This is a genomic window from Paenibacillus sp. PK4536 (assembly GCF_028594455.2).
Taxonomy (GTDB): Bacteria; Bacillota; Bacilli; order Paenibacillales; family Paenibacillaceae; genus Saccharibacillus; species Saccharibacillus nuruki.
Genome location: NZ_CP126313.1, coordinates 4,544,293 through 4,562,219 on the forward strand (window position 1 = coordinate 4,544,293; position 17,927 = coordinate 4,562,219).

The 17,927-nt window shown below is 39.0% G+C and carries 13 protein-coding genes and 1 other annotated feature; of the genes, 4 read left to right on the forward strand and 9 right to left on the reverse strand.

Annotated features, from left to right (window positions below; all coding sequences use genetic code 11):
- Positions 1–66: 66 nt before the first annotated feature.
- Positions 67–507 (reverse strand): YlbF/YmcA family competence regulator, encoded by a 441-nt coding sequence (locus tag PO903_RS20210; protein ID WP_069329028.1) that lies wholly within the window; start codon positions 505–507, stop codon positions 67–69.
- A gap of 82 nt (positions 508–589) precedes the next feature.
- Positions 590–1,789, reverse strand: coding sequence for a M20 metallopeptidase family protein (locus PO903_RS20215; protein ID WP_273594407.1), 1,200 nt, complete (start codon positions 1,787–1,789; stop codon positions 590–592).
- 503 nt (positions 1,790–2,292) lie between these two features.
- Here PO903_RS20215 and ftsW point away from each other — a divergent pair.
- On the forward strand, positions 2,293–3,465 hold the full coding sequence (gene ftsW / locus PO903_RS20220; protein WP_069329120.1) for a putative lipid II flippase FtsW: 1,173 nt from the start codon (positions 2,293–2,295) through the stop codon (positions 3,463–3,465).
- Between the two features lie 78 nt (positions 3,466–3,543).
- Here ftsW and PO903_RS20225 read toward each other — a convergent pair whose 3' ends face one another.
- Entirely contained in the window at positions 3,544–3,906 is a 363-nt protein-coding gene (locus PO903_RS20225) for an Asp23/Gls24 family envelope stress response protein (RefSeq protein WP_069329026.1), read from the reverse strand.
- A 192-nt stretch (positions 3,907–4,098) separates the two neighbouring features.
- Here PO903_RS20225 and cax point away from each other — a divergent pair, with 192 nt between their 5' ends.
- Entirely contained in the window at positions 4,099–5,163 is a 1,065-nt protein-coding gene (gene cax / locus PO903_RS20230) for a calcium/proton exchanger (protein ID WP_273594408.1), read from the forward strand.
- A 72-nt stretch (positions 5,164–5,235) separates the two neighbouring features.
- Here the strand turns inward: cax and PO903_RS20235 are convergent, their stop codons facing one another.
- The 4 genes from PO903_RS20235 to PO903_RS20250 form a co-directional block, all read right to left on the reverse strand.
- Positions 5,236–5,535 (reverse strand): Fpa/YlaN family protein, encoded by a 300-nt coding sequence (locus PO903_RS20235; protein WP_069329024.1) that lies wholly within the window; start codon positions 5,533–5,535, stop codon positions 5,236–5,238.
- 195 nt (positions 5,536–5,730) lie between these two features.
- Positions 5,731–5,988 carry an HPr family phosphocarrier protein gene (locus tag PO903_RS20240; protein WP_069329023.1) on the reverse strand — a complete coding sequence of 86 codons (258 nt, stop codon included), beginning with the start codon at positions 5,986–5,988 and terminating at the stop codon, positions 5,731–5,733.
- Positions 5,989–6,201: 213 nt separating this feature from the next.
- Entirely contained in the window at positions 6,202–7,317 is a 1,116-nt protein-coding gene (locus PO903_RS20245) for an aminopeptidase (protein ID WP_137220717.1), read from the reverse strand.
- 176 nt (positions 7,318–7,493) lie between these two features.
- The gene (locus PO903_RS20250) at positions 7,494–9,467 is read right to left on the reverse strand and encodes a sensor domain-containing diguanylate cyclase (protein WP_069329021.1); all 1,974 of its coding nucleotides are present in this window, start codon (positions 9,465–9,467) and stop codon (positions 7,494–7,496) included.
- A gap of 400 nt (positions 9,468–9,867) precedes the next feature.
- On the opposite strand from PO903_RS20250, the gene rpsD reads away from it, so the two are divergent.
- Positions 9,868–10,467, forward strand: coding sequence for a 30S ribosomal protein S4 (gene rpsD / locus PO903_RS20255; RefSeq protein ID WP_069329019.1), 600 nt, complete (start codon positions 9,868–9,870; stop codon positions 10,465–10,467).
- A 142-nt stretch (positions 10,468–10,609) separates the two neighbouring features.
- On the opposite strand, the gene PO903_RS20260 is transcribed toward rpsD, so the two are convergent.
- Together PO903_RS20260 and tyrS are read right to left on the reverse strand one after the other, a co-directional pair.
- Complete coding sequence (locus tag PO903_RS20260) at positions 10,610–12,667, reverse strand: methyl-accepting chemotaxis protein (RefSeq protein ID WP_273594409.1); 2,058 nt, start codon at positions 12,665–12,667, stop codon at positions 10,610–10,612.
- 216 nt (positions 12,668–12,883) lie between these two features.
- A complete protein-coding gene (gene tyrS / locus PO903_RS20265) occupies positions 12,884–14,137 on the reverse strand; it encodes a tyrosine--tRNA ligase (RefSeq protein WP_273594410.1) in 1,254 nt (417 codons plus the stop codon).
- Positions 14,138–14,230: 93 nt separating this feature from the next.
- Positions 14,231–14,498, reverse strand: a binding site (T-box leader).
- A gap of 173 nt (positions 14,499–14,671) precedes the next feature.
- Between tyrS and PO903_RS20270 the strand changes: the two genes are divergently transcribed.
- Positions 14,672–17,821 (forward strand): transglycosylase domain-containing protein, encoded by a 3,150-nt coding sequence (locus PO903_RS20270; RefSeq protein ID WP_273594411.1) that lies wholly within the window; start codon positions 14,672–14,674, stop codon positions 17,819–17,821.
- The last annotated feature ends 106 nt before the right edge of the window (positions 17,822–17,927 follow it).

The following is a 17,927-nucleotide window of genomic DNA, read 5'->3' on the forward strand; positions in this document are numbered from 1 at the left end:
AACCCTTGTTCCTCTTGTTCTGGAACTTGTTCTTGCTGGACTTGAACTTGTTCTTGTTGCTCATTCTCAACTGCATCCACATGATCCTCCACTACCACATCCGCCTCCTTTCGGTAAAGGGTTGTTACTTGGAACTTTAATACTTTCAGAAACGGAATGTGCAATCAGTTCTGACATTTCGTATAACATTTGATCCAAATTATTTTCAGCGTCTTTGAAGCGCCATACTGCTTCAATTTGTTCCATTTCCCGTTGAACCGCTTCCACCTGTTCTTTGGCTTCATGGAAGTTTGGATGGAAATGACCAAACCGCTGTGTTTCTTCAAATAATTCTTTTTTACTGTTGAGCTTGTGCATCAAGCTTATAACGTCCGGGTGAGCCAGCATACGCTCTTCCCAATATAGGTAATTCGCGACTTCGATAGAATTGTTGATCATATCGCCTAGTTCATAGGCGTTTGTCAAGACTTCGGCCATATCGACCGTCCTAATCTCGGTTACGCTCATGAAATTCATCTCGTTTCTGTATATAAAGTGGACAACTATCTTCTTAGTTGTCTCTATTATCATAGCATAAGCCTAGAACAGATTAGAAGTGCTTTTCCAAAAATGGTATTTCATCCTGCTGTTCGAGATAATTTTCAGCCATAGAGACTAAGATTTTGGCTGCATTCAGTATCGCTGCTTCATCAATATCGAATCTAGGATGATGATGTGGATAAGTAATCCCTTTATATTCATTACCAGCACCTACAAAAATAAAACAGCCCGGCACTTGTTGAACATAGTAAGAGAAATCTTCAGCAGGCATCATCGGTGGTGTCACCTGAACTTGTTCTTCTCCAAATACGGCTTTAGCTACTTGGAAAAAGCGTTCTGTCTCTCCGGCATGATTCACAAGCGGTGGATATCCCATCATATAATCAATTTCTACTGTTGCTCCATTCATAGCGCAAGTATGCTGAGTCACTTCTTCGAACCGTTTGCGAATAACAGCACGGGTTTCTTCATCAAACGTCCGCACTGTCCCTGTAATCCGGCACGTTTCGGCAATAATATTTTTGGCTGTTCCACTGTTGATCGTTCCGATCGTTAACACAGCAGGTTGAAGAGGATTCACATTGCGACTTACAATCGATTGTAACTGTACTACCAATTGCGCGCCTGTTAATACACTATCCACCGTCACATGAGGAATACCGCCATGACCACCTTTACCTGTAATATCGATCACAAAGTCATCTACAGATGCCATGATCGGCCCTGCTGCACTTGCTAACGTGTGTACTGGCAAAGGCGACCATAAATGAACACCGTAGATGACATCGACTCCTTCAAGCGCACCTGCCGCAATCATTTTTAACGCTCCACCCGGACAGACTTCTTCTCCCGGTTGGAAAATAAGACGAATTTCGCCTTTCAAAGTATCTCTATTTTCACTGAAATAACGAGCTACTGCTAATAATCCTGCGGTATGACCATCATGTCCACAAGCATGCATGACACCTTCAACTTGTGAAGCATACTCACATTCTTTTTCATCTTGAATCGGTAATGCATCAATATCAGCACGTAGCGCTACTGTTTTGCCGGGCAGACTTCCTTTAATTGTACCTATCACTCCGGTATCGCCAACACCGGACTGTGTGTCAATACCAAAAGCTATTAATTGGTCTGCTATAAATTTCATTGTATTGTGTTCTTGATAAGATAACTCAGGGTTACGATGAAGATGCCTGCGCCATTCTACCATATCTGGAAATAAAGCTTCCCAATTATAATTCCCCATCTGCTCTTCATCCTTTCAATGTGATTCTCGTTATTTCATTATACACATATTGGTAAGTTTCAATACCTGTGTGTTGGTTAAATAACAGTTTATATGACCAATTTCTGTTTAACCGTAACATATTTGCTTGATAAGTGCGTCAATATAGCTTTTCAAAGCTTGCGCCTACCTACAAAACGTACTATCATGAAAAGTGAACTTAACCATAATTTTATATGATAATACAACATATATACGTTTTTTATTACAAAAGGAGGATTTGTGCATGAAAATTAGCAGTTTGTTAACTGCCTCTATGAATGATGACCTGTACATATCCGTTCTATCCTTGGAGACTCGTTATGAATAAAATCAGACATACTTCGCAACGAACACTAAACAACCAGACTACAGCCAATCGCTATCGGAATACAAATACCCAATCAAGTTCCAATGTGCGTAATATACAGCAACCTGCGCAGACAATCACCAAAAAAGGGGCTCCTGATTTTCAATTGTTAATCATGACCGTCATTTTGGTCTGTTTCGGTATTATTATGGTCTTTAGTGCAAGTTCAAGCATCGCATGGACGAACAAAAACTATAACTTCGACTCCTTGTATTTTACGAAAAAACATATTTTATACGCCGTTATTGGTTTGGTCGGTATGTTTTTTGCTATGAAAGCTCACTATAGTAAATATAAAAAATGGTTTGCGCCCTTTTTTCTGATTACTTTAGCGCTATTGGTTATCGTTCTTATGGTAGGTAAAGAGTTGAACGGTGCTCGAAGCTGGTTGAATATTTTTGGATTTTCACTTCAGCCTTCTGAATTTGCCAAATTAGCTGTTATTTTGTATTTAGCGGCTCTGATCTCCAAAAAAGGAGATAAACTTAGAGATTTACGCAGTGGTTATATTCCAGTCATGGTTGTAGTTGGCTTAATTGCTGGCTTAATCTTTTTACAAAATGACTTGGGTTCTTGTATGATTTTGGTCGCAACAGCAGGTTTAATTATTTTTGCTGGTGGCGCTAGTGTCAAACATATTATGGCTTCTGTTCTTTTACTGGTTCTGGGAGCATCACTTGTACTTGGTATAGGTGCCCTCTTTAATCATGATGATAACAGCAGTAATGAAAGTAGCTACAAAGCAGGACGGATTGAAGCGTTTCTTGATCCCATGGCTGATGAAAAAGGAAGTTCTTACAACCTTGTTCAATCGCTAACTGCTATTGGAGTGGGTGGATTTACAGGCTCAGGCTTTGGTCAAAGTATTCAGAAGCTTCACTATCTTCCTAACCCTTACAATGACTTTATTTTTGCCGTCATTGGTGAAGAATTCGGATTTATAGGCACCAGCTTATTCTTATTGTTATACGGGTACTTTATCTGGCGAGGCTTGTTTATCGCTTTGCGATGTCCCGATATCTTTGGAACACTCGTTGGAGTCGGTATTATGAGTCTGATCGCTATTCAAGCGTTTATTAATATCGGTGGTGTTACGAATACGATTCCTATTACAGGGGTTACATTACCATTTATCAGTTATGGAGGTACATCATTAATTATGATGATGACCAGTATGGGGATCATGTTAAGTATTTCTCGCGAAACGAATCGGGTAGCTAGTGAAAAAGCACAAACAACAAATTCACGCATAAGTAGTCGTTCTTCGGTCTCTATGCGCATGAAATAATAAAATAACTGCATACAAAGTAAAAAAAACGACGGAGATCATATCCGTCGTTTTTTTATATGGTTAGACTTGAGATTTCTACAAAATATCGTCTTTAAAAGCGACGCCTTCTACTTTTACATTCACTTCAACCACTTTAAGTCCGGTTAAATTTTCTACAGCTTCACGTACATTTTGTTGAAGCATGCGGCATACTTCATGAATCGGAGTTTCGTAGAGAACAATAATACGCAGATCAATCGCTGCTTCCAATTGTCCAACTTCTACAGTCACACCTCTTTGTACATTTTTACCACTTAGACGTTTGGCAAATCCATCGGATAATCCTCCAGACATAGCAGCAATACCTGGCGTTTCTAACGCGGCCATGCCCGCTACTTTTGCTACGACGTCATCGGCAATTTTGATACTACCCATTTCCAATTGTAATGATTCGGTCATGTCCCATCCTCCTCTAAAGCTTAAAACGTCATCTGTCTAAATAACTTCATATCGAGCTGATGTTTTCTTCTCTATTGTATCAGCATTCGAGCAAAATCTAAACTTTATCCGATACAATCGGTTTAAATACCCTACTGTTTTGGTTATAATGTTAAAGAATTTACATAAAATATATAGAAAAAGGGGTGCACAATGAAGAAACATTTATCTACTATTTTATTAGCCATCTTTTTTGTGTTTAGTGCTATTGCTCATTATGCACATTTGAATCCTATTCTACAATTTGTAGTATCGGCTATTGCAGTTATCTTAGTCGCAGGATTTCTAGGACGTGCTACGGAAAGTGTAGCTCATTATGCAGGACAACGTTTGGGTGGATTTCTGAATGCTACATTTGGTAATGCCGCCGAGCTGATTATCGCTATTATGTTGCTACGTGAAGGATTATACGATATGGTCAAAGCCAGCTTAACTGGTTCGATTATCGGTAACTTATTGCTGGTATTGGGTCTTAGTATTTTTGCAGGTGGAGTCAAACATAAAGTACAGAACTTTAATGTGGCATTAGCTAATATGAATGGTTCATTGATGATCGTAGCTGTGATTGCATTATTTGTTCCTGCTTTATTTTTAAATACTCATTCTATTACGCCTCAAGAAGTCGATACACTTAGCTTAATTGTCGCAGGATTGTTGATTGCTGCTTATATTGCATGGTTGATCTTCTCGATGGTGACACACAAAAAGTATCTGGAAGATGTCAAAGATCCCAAAGCACCTGAAGATCATGAGCAACCAAAATGGTCTAAAAACAAATCAATCTTGTTTTTAGTGGTGGCTACAGTGATGACTGCATTTGTCAGTGAATGGCTTGTCGGTACGCTTGAGACATTTACGACAGACTTTGGATTCAGTGAACTATTTGTCGGTGCATTCGTTGTTGCCATTATTGGTAATGCGGCTGAACATAGTGCAGCTATTATGTTAGCGATGAAAAACAAAATTGGTGCATCGGTTGAAATTGCAGTAGGTAGTAGTCTACAAATTGCTCTGTTTGTTGCTCCTGTACTGATTTTTATTAGCTTTTTCTTAGGCAATACGATGGATATTGTATTTACGACACTTGAACTGGTTGCTATTATGGTGTCTGTATTTATCGCCAAATCCATTATTCAAGATGGTTCGACCAACTGGTATGAAGGATTACTATTATTAGTCACTTATATTATTCTGGGTGTATCGTTCTATCTCGTCTAAATAATATTCCAAACCAAAAAACGCCTGTACCCTCAGATGAAGGTACAGGCGTTTCTATGTAACGAAAGTCTGCTACTCAGCAGACTGTTGTTTATTATTCATAGCTTCGTACAACACAGATAAATTACGTTCCAAGTTGCTGATTAACTGTTTGCCTACAGGCTCAGAAACAAATCCGGCACGAATCGCAAAATCTACTTCTTTGGAAAAGCCGTATACTTGAGTATCCAGAACTTCCTCGTACAGAGGACAGTAACGAGTATCCAAATTCTCCATCTGTATTTCAATTAATTTTTCAATTTTATTTGCATCTTCTTGTAGAAGATTCAATGCTTTTATATTCAACTGTTCTTGTAAATCAGATGAAGTCATGCTCTTCCCCCCCATGTTCGAGAATCGTCAGTCACTACTACTCTTAATATTAGACGAAATTGGAGGCTAATACAAGAACCCCTAACGAAATTAAAGGAATTTACCTTAGATTTTAACAATTGATCCGTGAATCTATTTAAGATCGATTCCAACAAAAAATGCTGACAATCCACAAGGGATCATCAGCACTCTTAATCATTGACCTTCTGCAAGTTTTACAGCAAGTCCATGTTTTTCAAAAGCAGCAACGACTGCTTTTTTAGCTTCTTCTTCGTCTGGTCCATGTACATGAAGCTCATAATCTTGGTTTTTTACAAGTGTTGTAAATAGTCCCAAAATACTTTTAACATCAATAAATTTAGATTCATGTTGTAAAACAATAGAAGAAGTGAACTGACCTGCTGTCTGTGCGATTTCAACTACTGCGGCATTATTCGTATTACTTGTTGCCATTTGAGAACCCTCCTACTCCGACTAAAATTTTTCAACAATTCAGGTTTTCCATTTACATCATAATTGAATACGCTTTCTTATGCAACCCATTTCTTACTTCTGGTAAGAGTGATAAATAGAGGTTATCTTATCGGGTTAGCACATAAGATGCTCACACCAATATATAACCTCTTTTACCATTTTCAATCTTTTACTGTAGATTCAATCCAAATATTATTTTAAGTTCTCTGGATTAAGAGCTTCCAATTCTGGTAAAACAAAGATTCCATCTTTACGAATCAATACATCATCAAAATAAATCTCACCGCCACCGTATTCTGGACGTTGAATAAATACAAGATCCCAGTGAATCGAAGAACGATTACCATTATCTGTTTCTTCATACGCTTGTCCTGGTGTGAAGTGGAAGCTACCTGCGATTTTCTCGTCAAACAAAATATCGTTCATTGGATGCAAAATGTGTGGATGGAATCCAATCGCAAATTCTCCGATATGACGAGCACCATCATCTGAATCCAAAATGCTATTTAATTTCTCTGTATCATTACTTGTTGCTTCAACAATTTTACCATTTTCAAAACGGAATGTGATGCCTTCAAACGTCGTTCCGTTATATACAGTTGGTGTGTTGTAGCTAATAACGCCGTTAACTGAATCACGAACCGGCGCGCTGAATACTTCACCATCAGGAATATTACGTTGACCGGAACATTTTTTAGCACCGATGTTTTTGATAGAGAAGCTCAAATCTGTATTTTTACCGACTAGGCGTACTTTATCTGTACGAGTCATCAATTGTTCCAAAGCATCTTGAGCTTTATCCATTTTAGCGTAATCTAGATTACATACATCAAAATAGAAATCTTCAAATGCTTCTGTGCTCATACCTGCGAGTTGCGCCATACTTGCATTTGGATAACGAAGAACGACCCATTTAGTATGTTTAACACGTTGCTCACTATGAACCGCATGTTGGTAAATGCTGTTATATAGCTTTTGTTTGTCATCAGGAACATCAGATAGATCATTAATATTCTCACCTGCACGAATACCGATATACCCTTGCATCTGCTTCATACGTTCCAGATCAAGTGCAGCCCATGTATTCATACTTGCTTCTGTTGCATTCATCAACATAGCACGTTGTACTTTGCGATCTGTTAATTGAACAAAAACATTACCGCCTCTTTCGCCAATCGCATGAATCACTGCGTTCAGTAGATCACGCTCTGTACCGATCATTTCGACCAATACATTTTCGCCTGGTTGTACATCAATTGAATATTCAACCAAATTTTTGGCTAATACTTTTACTCTAGGATCTTGCATAGTATATCTTCCCCTCTTGGTGTTTTTTTCAAAACATTTTTTTGAACAACGGTTAATTATTCAAAAAATATTGTATCACGATGTTAAGTTTCTTGTCTTCATCTGCCCTTATAAAATAAAAAAGTAGCTCTATGATCTATGGCTAATCGCCACATATCGTTAGAACTACCCTTTGGTTATTCTCTTGGACTCTCATCAATACATATACGATTCCGTCCGCTTTTTTTCGCTTGGTACAGTGCCATATCTGCACGATAGAACAAAGATTCTACACTGACTTTTTGATCTTCTCGATCCCACGCAGCAATTCCGCAAGAAACGGTTACGGTTGGATGAGTTTCATTTTCGATTTTTTCACGAATACGTTCAGCGATCACTTCTGTCTTCTCTGCATCAATCTGTGGGAAATACACGGCTAACTCTTCTCCGCCCCATCTTGCCGCAATATCACCTTCACGAATAGAAGACTGAATGATTAAGCTCACCTGTTTGAGAATCTCATCACCGATCTGGTGACCATACGTATCATTTACCTGTTTAAATTTATCAATATCTACCATTAGCAAAGCACCGCTATCCTCTTTACTTTGATAGCTTTGAATCTTTTCATCCAGATAGCGACGTAGATACAACCCTGTAAGCGCGTCACGGCTTGCCATACGTCTTACTTCATCATGTAGGGTTGCATTATCAACCGCGAGCCCAATATGCGTTGTAATGACTTGTAGCAGCTTAAAATTGCCATATGAAAAATAATGACTTTTCCGGTGGCCCAAAAAGATCGATCCTTTGACTTCGCCACCACCGATTAAAGGAGAAGCAATCATTGAGCAAGAACCCGATGCATTCATAAATAAAGATTCCAGACTGGGATTGTTACAATAATCTGATAAAATCACCGGTTCTTTGGTACGGTAAAGTAAACCGGTATATCCATGATCTTTGCCTACTGACTTACCTTCCATACTTGGAACGTTGCCTGTTACGACTTCGAACTGTTCGGTTTCTGGATTCAGATGGAGTACAGCCACCGTTTCTGCTTTGAATACGTCTAATAACTCTTTGCCTGCGATATCAAAAATTTCATTCAATTGCAGACTTTGATTTAACCTTCTAGTGATTTCATTGATCAAACGTAGATCTTCATTGAGCAATTGCGATTGTTCGTATAATTTAGCATTTTCAAATGTACGTCCAGCCGCTTCTGCCATAATGCGCATCAGTTCAATATCTTCTTCTTCTAAAGGATAATCAGACAACAAATGAAAAACGCCATAGATCGCTTGCTTGCCACTTAAAGGAATCGCTACTTCCATTCGATCAGACAGCCCTGAAGATTCTGAATGCACTTCAATCAAGGGCTGACCTGCTGTAAAAGCACGTACACACATATCCTCTTTAGGATTTTGCAATAGTAAAGGTTTTACTTTGGGATTGTTACTCTTATTGTCCTGAGATACCAGCAATTCAAATTCGACTTGCGGATACATCTGACCCACAATAGCAAACAGTTCTGTAATCAACGCATCCACTTCAAATTTGTCGTGCATACGTTGGATGACTTGGAATAATACGGAACGGCGCTGAGCTTCACGTTCTGCCAGCGTTTTGGAATGAAGCATATCGGCTATAAATGTATATTCAAAACGCCGATAAAACAAACTTTTATAATGTAAAACAAGCATATTAATTTCTTCTTTAGATAACAACTGGGATTGATTACATAATTGGATACAACCCATCATTGCAAATGGTTTTTGATGATGACGTGTATAAATAGGAACAATCGTAAACTGATACTGTTCCTGTTGATATTCAATAAGATGCTCATTAGAGATTGAACGATCTAAGACTGCTATATCTATCTGTGGTATCAAGTGATCACTTGTCTGATCTCCGCCTATATATTTATGCATATGGTTAAATAAAAACCAATGTGCATTACCTATCCGTGTTTGAGAACTATTCTGTTGTTGCCAATCACTAAGGCTTTCTTGCAACAACGGTTCGATATACGGAAAATCTTCAGGACTAATATCCAGATTTTGAAGCCAGAATGTGTTATCAGTAGTTGATACGACCGGATAGGAGGCATGTCCTTGTTCGGTACGCCAGGCTTGCACCGGATAATTCCATTGATTGTCTGACATATAAAATGCCTCCTCTCACAACGAATGTAAGTCACTAAATGTCTTAACATTAATACACCCATTCTACAATTTTATACTATAGTTTGCACTCAATATTTAAATTCAACAATACCTCCATAAAATTTTACATAAACAATATTTACAAACCTATTGACGACAGATGATTGTTTCCTATATAATTTATTATTGATGAAGACTGGATAGACTTTAATTTGGGGTAACGTTGTTTCACCCTCACGCTTTTTGTTGCTAGCAAGACTGCGGCTGAACATTTTTGCTAGTAGTACGCTTCCTATCCAAGCCTACGACAAACAAAACGCGGCAACATGAATCACAGACCCAAAGCCCCGGAATGTTTATTTTCAAAATAAAACTTTAATTACGAAGGAGCTTATTATAAATGTCACGTTACACTGGTCCTAAATTTAAATTAAGTCGTCGTCTTGGTATTTCCCTAAGCGGCAATGGTAAAGATTTGAAACGTCCTTTCCCTCCAGGTCAACATGGAGCGAACCAACGTCGTAAAATGAGTAACTATGGTATGCAATTACAAGAAAAACAAAAATTGCGTCACATGTATGGTTTGGGCGAAAAACAATTCCGTACTTTGTTCTCTAAAGCTCAAAAAATTCAAGGTATTGCTGGTGAAAACTTCATGTTCTTGCTAGAAAGCCGCTTGGATAACTTGGCTTACCGTATTGGTTTTGCTAACAGCCGCGCTGGAGCACGTCAATTGGTATCCCACGGTCATATCACTGTTAACGGTAAAAAAGTAGATATCGCTTCTTACTCCGTAAAACCAGGTGATGTTATTGGTCTTCGTGAAAGAAGCCGTAGCTTGTCTTCTGTTAAAGAAGCTATCGAAAACCGTTCACACTTGCCTGCTTATGTTGAGTACAACGAAAACGCTGTTGAAGGTAAATATATCCGTTTGCCAGAGCGTTCTGAATTGTCTCAAGAAATCGACGAAAAACAAATCGTTGAGTTCTACAACCGTTAAGATTTAAATCCAAAGCTATCAGAGTTCGCTCTGATAGCTTTTTTATTTGTCTATATACGTGAATATAGCAAACCCCCATCAGTAATCACCGATGGGGGTTTTATATTTCTTTTATTATATGATCTCACCCTATTAAATGTTATTAAGTTCGGAACTTGGAAATCAATTCATTTAAAGAATCCGAGACTGCATCTAATGATTGCGCAGAAGCTTCAAGTTTCTGTAACGATTGCGATTGTTGTGTAGAACGTTCTGTTGCACTGGCTGCTCGTACTGCTGAAGATTTAGCAATATCAGCTAGATTATTGAGAGAAGCAGTAACTTCTTCTGCTCCAGCTGACATCTGCTCGGATGCAGAAGATACTTCTTGAATCTCACCCGCTACACTTTCGATATCCTCACTGATCGAAGCAAACATCTGCTTCGTATCTTCGAGCATCGTAATTCCTTCTGTGACTTGTAAAGATCCGTCTTTCATCCCACTGACTACCGCAGACGTCTCTGCTTGCATAGAAACGATCTGCTCTGTAATCAACTTGGCAGAGTCTCCAACATTATTAGCTAGATTGCTGATCTCTGAGGCTACTACAGCGAACCCTCGACCTGCTTCTCCTGCTCGCGCCGCTTCAATAGAAGCATTTAACGCCAGCAATGTAGTCTGCTTGTTAATCGATTGAATCATATCTATAATACTGCTGATTTGTTGAGAGCGTTCATTAAGCGAAGCTGCCATACGTCCTGCTTCATCCATTACTTCTTTGGCTCTATCAATCTGCTCTACTGCTTTGTTCAGACGATTATTCCCTTGTTCAGCTTTCTGTTCAATCACAACTGTAGCTTCCGATACTTCTTGTACCGATTCAGCGATCCGTTGTACGCCGATAGCCATTTCTTCCATTGCAACTGTACTCTCATCTGCTGCTTTCAACTGCAAGTCGGCTCCATTTTCCATCTCATGCAATTCTTTTACATTATGCCCTGCATCGGCTGCCGCCATAGCTGAATCTTGAGCAATCTGAGCTGCGGCATTTTGAACCATAGTGGATTGTTGATTAAGATGCGCCATGATCCCACTTGTCGATTCTAATACTTTATTAAATTCGGTAGCCATTTGTCCAAATTCATCGGCTCGTTGATTAGACAAGCGTTCAGAATAATCGCCTACAGCCATTTTACGACTTACGTCTACTACTTTACGTGTTTCACGAATCAGTCCTATATTATTCCACAAAATAGCAGCACTAATTACAATAATACCTATGGCTCCTACAATCAGTAGAATATGTAACAATTCTTGAGTTGGCTGTTTAATTTCAGAATCCGGTAAAATAACAGCGATTTTCCAACCTGTCTCTGCAACAGTTGCATAGAAAATCGTATTCAACTCTCCTTGAATATTTAATACGGTATTGCCTGTTTGATTTTTGTTCATCAAATTAGCTACGGTTTGAATACCATCTATTTTCTCATCTTGTAACGGAGTATCTTCTACAATCTCTTTTCTTCCACTTGCAAGTACTTCACCTTTACTACTGATTAAGAATGCACGACCTGCTGTGCCTATTTTGAGATTGTTAATATAATCTTTAATATTATTCATACTCACATCGGCGGCTACTATTCCTAATACTTGCCCATCATTATTACGAATCGTTTTCCCTGCTGTAATCATCTTCATTTTGCTCACAGAATCGGTAAAAGGCTCTGTATAATAAATCTTATCAAAATTGTTCAGTGTACCTGTATAGTAAGGCTGTGTTAAATAATCATAAGCTGGATCATCATATTCTGTGGTGGTGTTGATTTTGTCTCCATCTCGTACCGCATATATCGAACGATACTTTACGCCTTGTTCATACGCATTCTCAGCAAAGAAAATACCAGTTCCATACGTAAATGAACTTAACATTTGCCAGCGTTCTGCTAGCTTAAAATAGTCAGGAACGCTAATTGCATTCCCTAACTCTCCAGTAGCGGCGGCGAGTGATGATACAATCATTGAATTCTGTTTTAACTGACTGTTTAAATTTTCATTCAAGCCTGTTAATGTTGTTGCAGCATTAGTGTTGATTTCGGTATTGAGTTTTTGTTTGGCAAATTGATACGATAGCGCACTAATGAGCACAAGAGCAATAATAACAATCGGGAGTAGCGTTAACAATGTGCGAGCTTGGATGCTTTTAAACTTAAATCTACGCAATGTAATTACCTATCCTCTCTATATCTATAATAAAATCCACATTCTACTTATATCGACAAATTGATACATAAAGTTAACAGTTTCATTTTGAGATATTGAACGAATAATAGATAAAATAAGGAGTATATATTCAAAAGTCTATAAACAAGTGCAACAAAAAAACCTTTATCATCACCGAAGCGATCATAAAGGTTTTTGTTTTTGAATTAAGCTGGATTAAGCTTTTTTGATTTTAGCAAATTTACGTTTACCTACTTGAACAATATCACCATCAGCTAGTTCAATACGTGCATTTACATCATCATGCTTTTGTTCGTTGATTTTGAGTGCACCTTGTTGAATACTGCGTCTAGCCTCACTCGTAGATGTTGCAAATCCAAGCGTCATTACCAGTTTGATCAGCCCGATTTGTCTATTTTCTAGTACACTCTCGTCCAGTACTACTTCTTGAATATCATCAGGTAATGCACGTTGTTGGAATACAGTTACAAAGTGATTTTTTGCAGCTACTCCTGCTTCTTCATTATGGAACATACGTACATAATTTTGTGCCAGATTCATTTTGGCATCACGTGGATGTACAGAACCATCTGCAAGCCCTGCTTTGAGTGTAGCCAAATCTTCATTCGAAATATCTGTTGTTAACTCATAGTACTTAAGCATCAATTCATCAGGTACACTCATTGATTTACCAAAGATTTCGTTCGGCTCTTCATCAATGCCAATGTAGTTACCCAGACTTTTACTCATTTTTTGAACACCATCTAGACCTTCGATAATAGGTAAAGTAATCGCAACTTGAGTAGCTTTACCGTATTCTTTTTGCAGTGTACGTCCCATCAATAAGTTAAACTTCTGATCGGTACCCCCAATTTCAATATCACTTTCAAGAGCTACCGAATCCATACCTTGCATTAGTGGGTAGAAAAATTCGTGAATACTGATCGGCTGACCGCCCTGGTAACGCTTCGTAAAATCATCACGCTCTAGCATACGGGCTACTGTAACTTTGGCTGCCAAATTTACCACATCGGCAAAATTCATCGGACTTAGCCATTCCGAGTTAAAGTATACTTTCATTTTACTTGGATCAAGGATTTTGGTGATCTGTTCTTTGTATGTCTCTGCATTGTGTTTAACCTGTTCTTCTGTTAATTGCTTACGTGTCTCTGACTTCCCTGTAGGATCACCAATACGTCCTGTAAAGTCACCGATAATTAATTGAACATGATGTCCCAATTCTTGAAATTGACGTAATTTCTGCAAAACAACAGTATGACCGATATGAATATCCGGTGCAGATGGATCTAGACCTAATTTGACTGTTAATGGCTTGCCTGTTGCTACAGACTTGATCACTTTCTGACGTAATGCATCTTCAGGAATAATCTCTGCTGTTCCTCGCTGAATCACACTTAATTGCTTTTCGACTTCTGCTTGTTGCGCTGACGTTAATTCTTCCCATTTCATTATTCATTTGCTCCCTTATTCGATAGTATACGGATCACTTCCGCTGGAGTGCCTGCTTGAAAATGCGCATCAAAAAAGACCTACCCATCCCCATAAAGGGACGAGCAGGCCTCGCGTTACCACCCTAATTAGAAGACTGATCCTATACCTATATTGATAAAATCATAAGATATATTCAGCTTCTCACTTCATTGTATATAACGGAATCTTCATTCCGGCTTGATATTATCAATAGAACTACTAATATCAAACGACTCCAGACCTGTAATTCAAAGGAAGTCCGCTTGCCGATTTGCACCAACCATCGGTTCTCTGAGAACGGTAATCTCCACTTCTACTGGGTGTCTTTCTTCGTCTTTGTGTTATGTAATTGTAGATTTCTTCAACGTATCACTTTTATAACATACCTTTTACAAACAAGTCAATGCTTGTTCACATCCGACTTTGTGCCCATCCTGCTTTTATCGGTCATAAGAAACTGATTATAGCGTAATTTTTATGATATAATAGTGGCTGGTAAAAGGGGGAAGTTACATGGCTGAAAAGAAGGACAAGCGTCCAACAAATAAGTCCACTAGCAAGCATGCTAGATTCCGCAAATTACTCACTATTTTGAAATGGGTAGTTATTGCTGGGTTTGCCATTTGCCTGTTTGGTGGAGGTATTTTGATGGGCTACGTTTCTTCGATTGTAAAAGACGAACCGGTGCGTTCGCGTGAAGAAATAGTCAAAAAAATCAACGAAAATGCAGTGACCGGTTTTGCTTATTTTAATGACGGTTCCCCGATCGGACAACTTCGTACAGAAGAAGATCGTCGATTGGTGACTTATGAACAGATTCCTCAACCTGTCATCGACGCCATTATTTCCATAGAAGATAATCATTTTTATGAACATAAAGGTGTTGACATGAATGGTACGCTGCGTGCTGTCAAACAGCGTGTACTGAATGAATCCGTCCAAACCGGAGGTAGTACACTTACACAGCAATTGTCGAGACGGGTCTTTTTGAACTTGGACAAAACAGATGATCGCAAAATTAAAGAAATGTTGCTTTCTCTTCGGATCGAGCGCTTTATGACCAAAAATGAAATTTTGACTGCTTATTTGAACAAAATGCCTTTTGGTAAAGGTTCAAGCGGATACAATATTTTTGGGATCAAAGCAGCAGCTAAAGGTATTTTTGCTGTAAACGATCTCAGTAAAATCAATATCGCGGAAGCCGCTTATATTGCAGGTCTACCTCAATTGCCAACCGCTTACTCTGCTTTTGACAGCAGCGGTAAATTCAATGAAAAAGGATTTAAACGTGCAGTCGGCAGACAACAACTGGTTCTTGAACGGATGAAAGAACTAGGTAAAATTACAGCTAGTGAATATAATGAAGCAATTAACTTTGATCTCAAAAGTTCACTCGCCAAACCAACAGCCAAAGCGTATTCTCAATATCCTTACTTAATGATGGAAATTGAACGACAAGGCGCGCAAACGATTGTAAAAATGGAAAATCCAGATTTGGATATGTCCACTCTATCTTCTGAAGAACGGAATCAACTGTTTGAAGATGCACGTCAGAAATTGTTAACTGGTGGTTATCGTGTCTATACAACAATTAACAAAACAGTCTATAACACGATGCATGAAGTCGCTGAAGATAGTAGTAATTTCTCACCAGATAGTAATACCAAAGGCAAAGAGCAAACTGCGGCTATGATGATCAATCATAAGACAGGTGCTATTCTTGGTATGATTGAAGGTCGTAGCTTCCAGGAAGAACAGATGAACTATGCTACTCAGATGACACGGCAACCGGGTTCTACAATGAAACCGATCGCTGCTTATCTGCCTGCTCTAGACGCAGGTCTGGTGCAACCGGCAAGTATTCTGGATGATGCACCAATTATTTTGAAAGACGGCGGTAAAGGCTATCATATCCCTGCAAATGCGAACGGACGCTATCAAGGTCTAGTCACTGCTCGGACTGCATTAGATGAATCGCTCAATATACCTGCCCTTAAATTATTTAATCAAAAAGTAGGTATTGATAAAGCTTGGGCATTTTCCAAAAAGTTAGGTATCACTACGATTCAAGATACCGATTACTCTGCTCAAACCGGAGTACTGGGCGGTCTTAAATATGGAGTGACTGTAGAAGAATTAACCAATGCCTATGGCTCCATTCCGAATCAAGGGATATTCAATGATGCTTATATGATCGATAAAATTGTTGATCCGTATAACAAAATCGTTTACAAACATAAAGCTGATCCACAACGAGTCTTTTCGAAGCAAACCGCTTATCTTATGACCGATATGCTTCGCAGTGTTATCACAGATTCTCGTGGTACAGGTAGAACGATGCAGACCTTATTTAATAAATACGGAAAAATACCGATTGTCGGTAAAACAGGTTCCACTCAGAACTATGCTGATGTCTGGTTTATGGGCTTCACACCGGATATTACACTTGGTGTATGGGCAGGTTATCGTGAGCCTGTAAATACCTTGTCCGAGGATGGTAAAAAGCGTGCTCGTACCTTATGGGCAACGATTATGAACAAAGTTACTGATAGTGATCCCGAGTTGTTCAAAACCGATGCTTTTAAAAAGCCAGATGGTATTGTCACACAGACAGTGTCTGGATTTAGTGGTAAATTACCAACATCGGCTACACGACAATCCGGTAATCTAGTGACCGATATTTTCAATGCTAAATATGTACCTAAAGACTTTGATGATGGTGTAGCTTATGCGAAATATATTACGTACAATGGCGTAAATTATATTCCTCAAGATAGCACACCAGATGATATGGTCAATCAACGTACAGTCGTCAAACGGGAAATGCCTATTTCAGAATTAATCAAAGATCTGCAACATGCTCTAGCTAATATGTCAGGTCCTAAATATGCGCTATGGCGTTATCTTCCTGAAGATGCAGGTGCAGATGCTCCAACCCGGATCGATCCAAGGCAAGATGATGGTGGGTCACCAAATCCACCAACTAATGTGCGCTTATCGACCAGTGGTAGCGATGCACGAATTACCTTTAACTCAGGTGGTTCAGGAGATGTGGTAGGTTACCGTCTGTACCGTTCATCCGGTGATGGTTCTTATCAATATCAGAAGTCTGCACAGCTAGGTAGTAGTCAATTTAATTCATTTGTATCTGCAAATGGTAACTTCTCTTTCTATGTAACAGCCGTTGATGTCGGCGGACATGAATCGAGTCCAAGTAATACGGCAGATTACAGTGCAGCACCAGTACCGGTAGAAGAGCCAGATGAAGGCACTTTATTACCAGATGGAACGACTGAAGAACCTGCAACGAATGGCACGACGCCACCAGCAGAAGGCGAATCGACTGAGCCTGCTACAACTACCGAAGAAGCGGCTCCTGCTAAAGCAAAAGCAGCACCTTCGGCTCCGTCTTCACTTAGCGCTAAAGGCGCAGGTAAAAGTGCAGTCGTGATCTCTTGGGGCGCTCCATCGCAAACTGCCACTAATTACAAAGTATACTTTAGCAAAACGAGTGGGGGTCCTTATAATCTAGCTGGATCAACACCAGATACCAAGTTCCAATATAATTCCAGTCGTAAAATTGATGGTTGGTTTTATGTAGTAGCTGTTAATGAAAGTGGTTCTTCTTCTCCATCATCACCTGTTCAGTATAAAGGGAAATAAACTAAAAATAGATTGATTGAACAGCGAGTACCGATTTAATATTTATCGGTACTCGCTGTTTTTCTTTTATTAAAAATTGTAATCAATCATTAATATCTATCAAGTT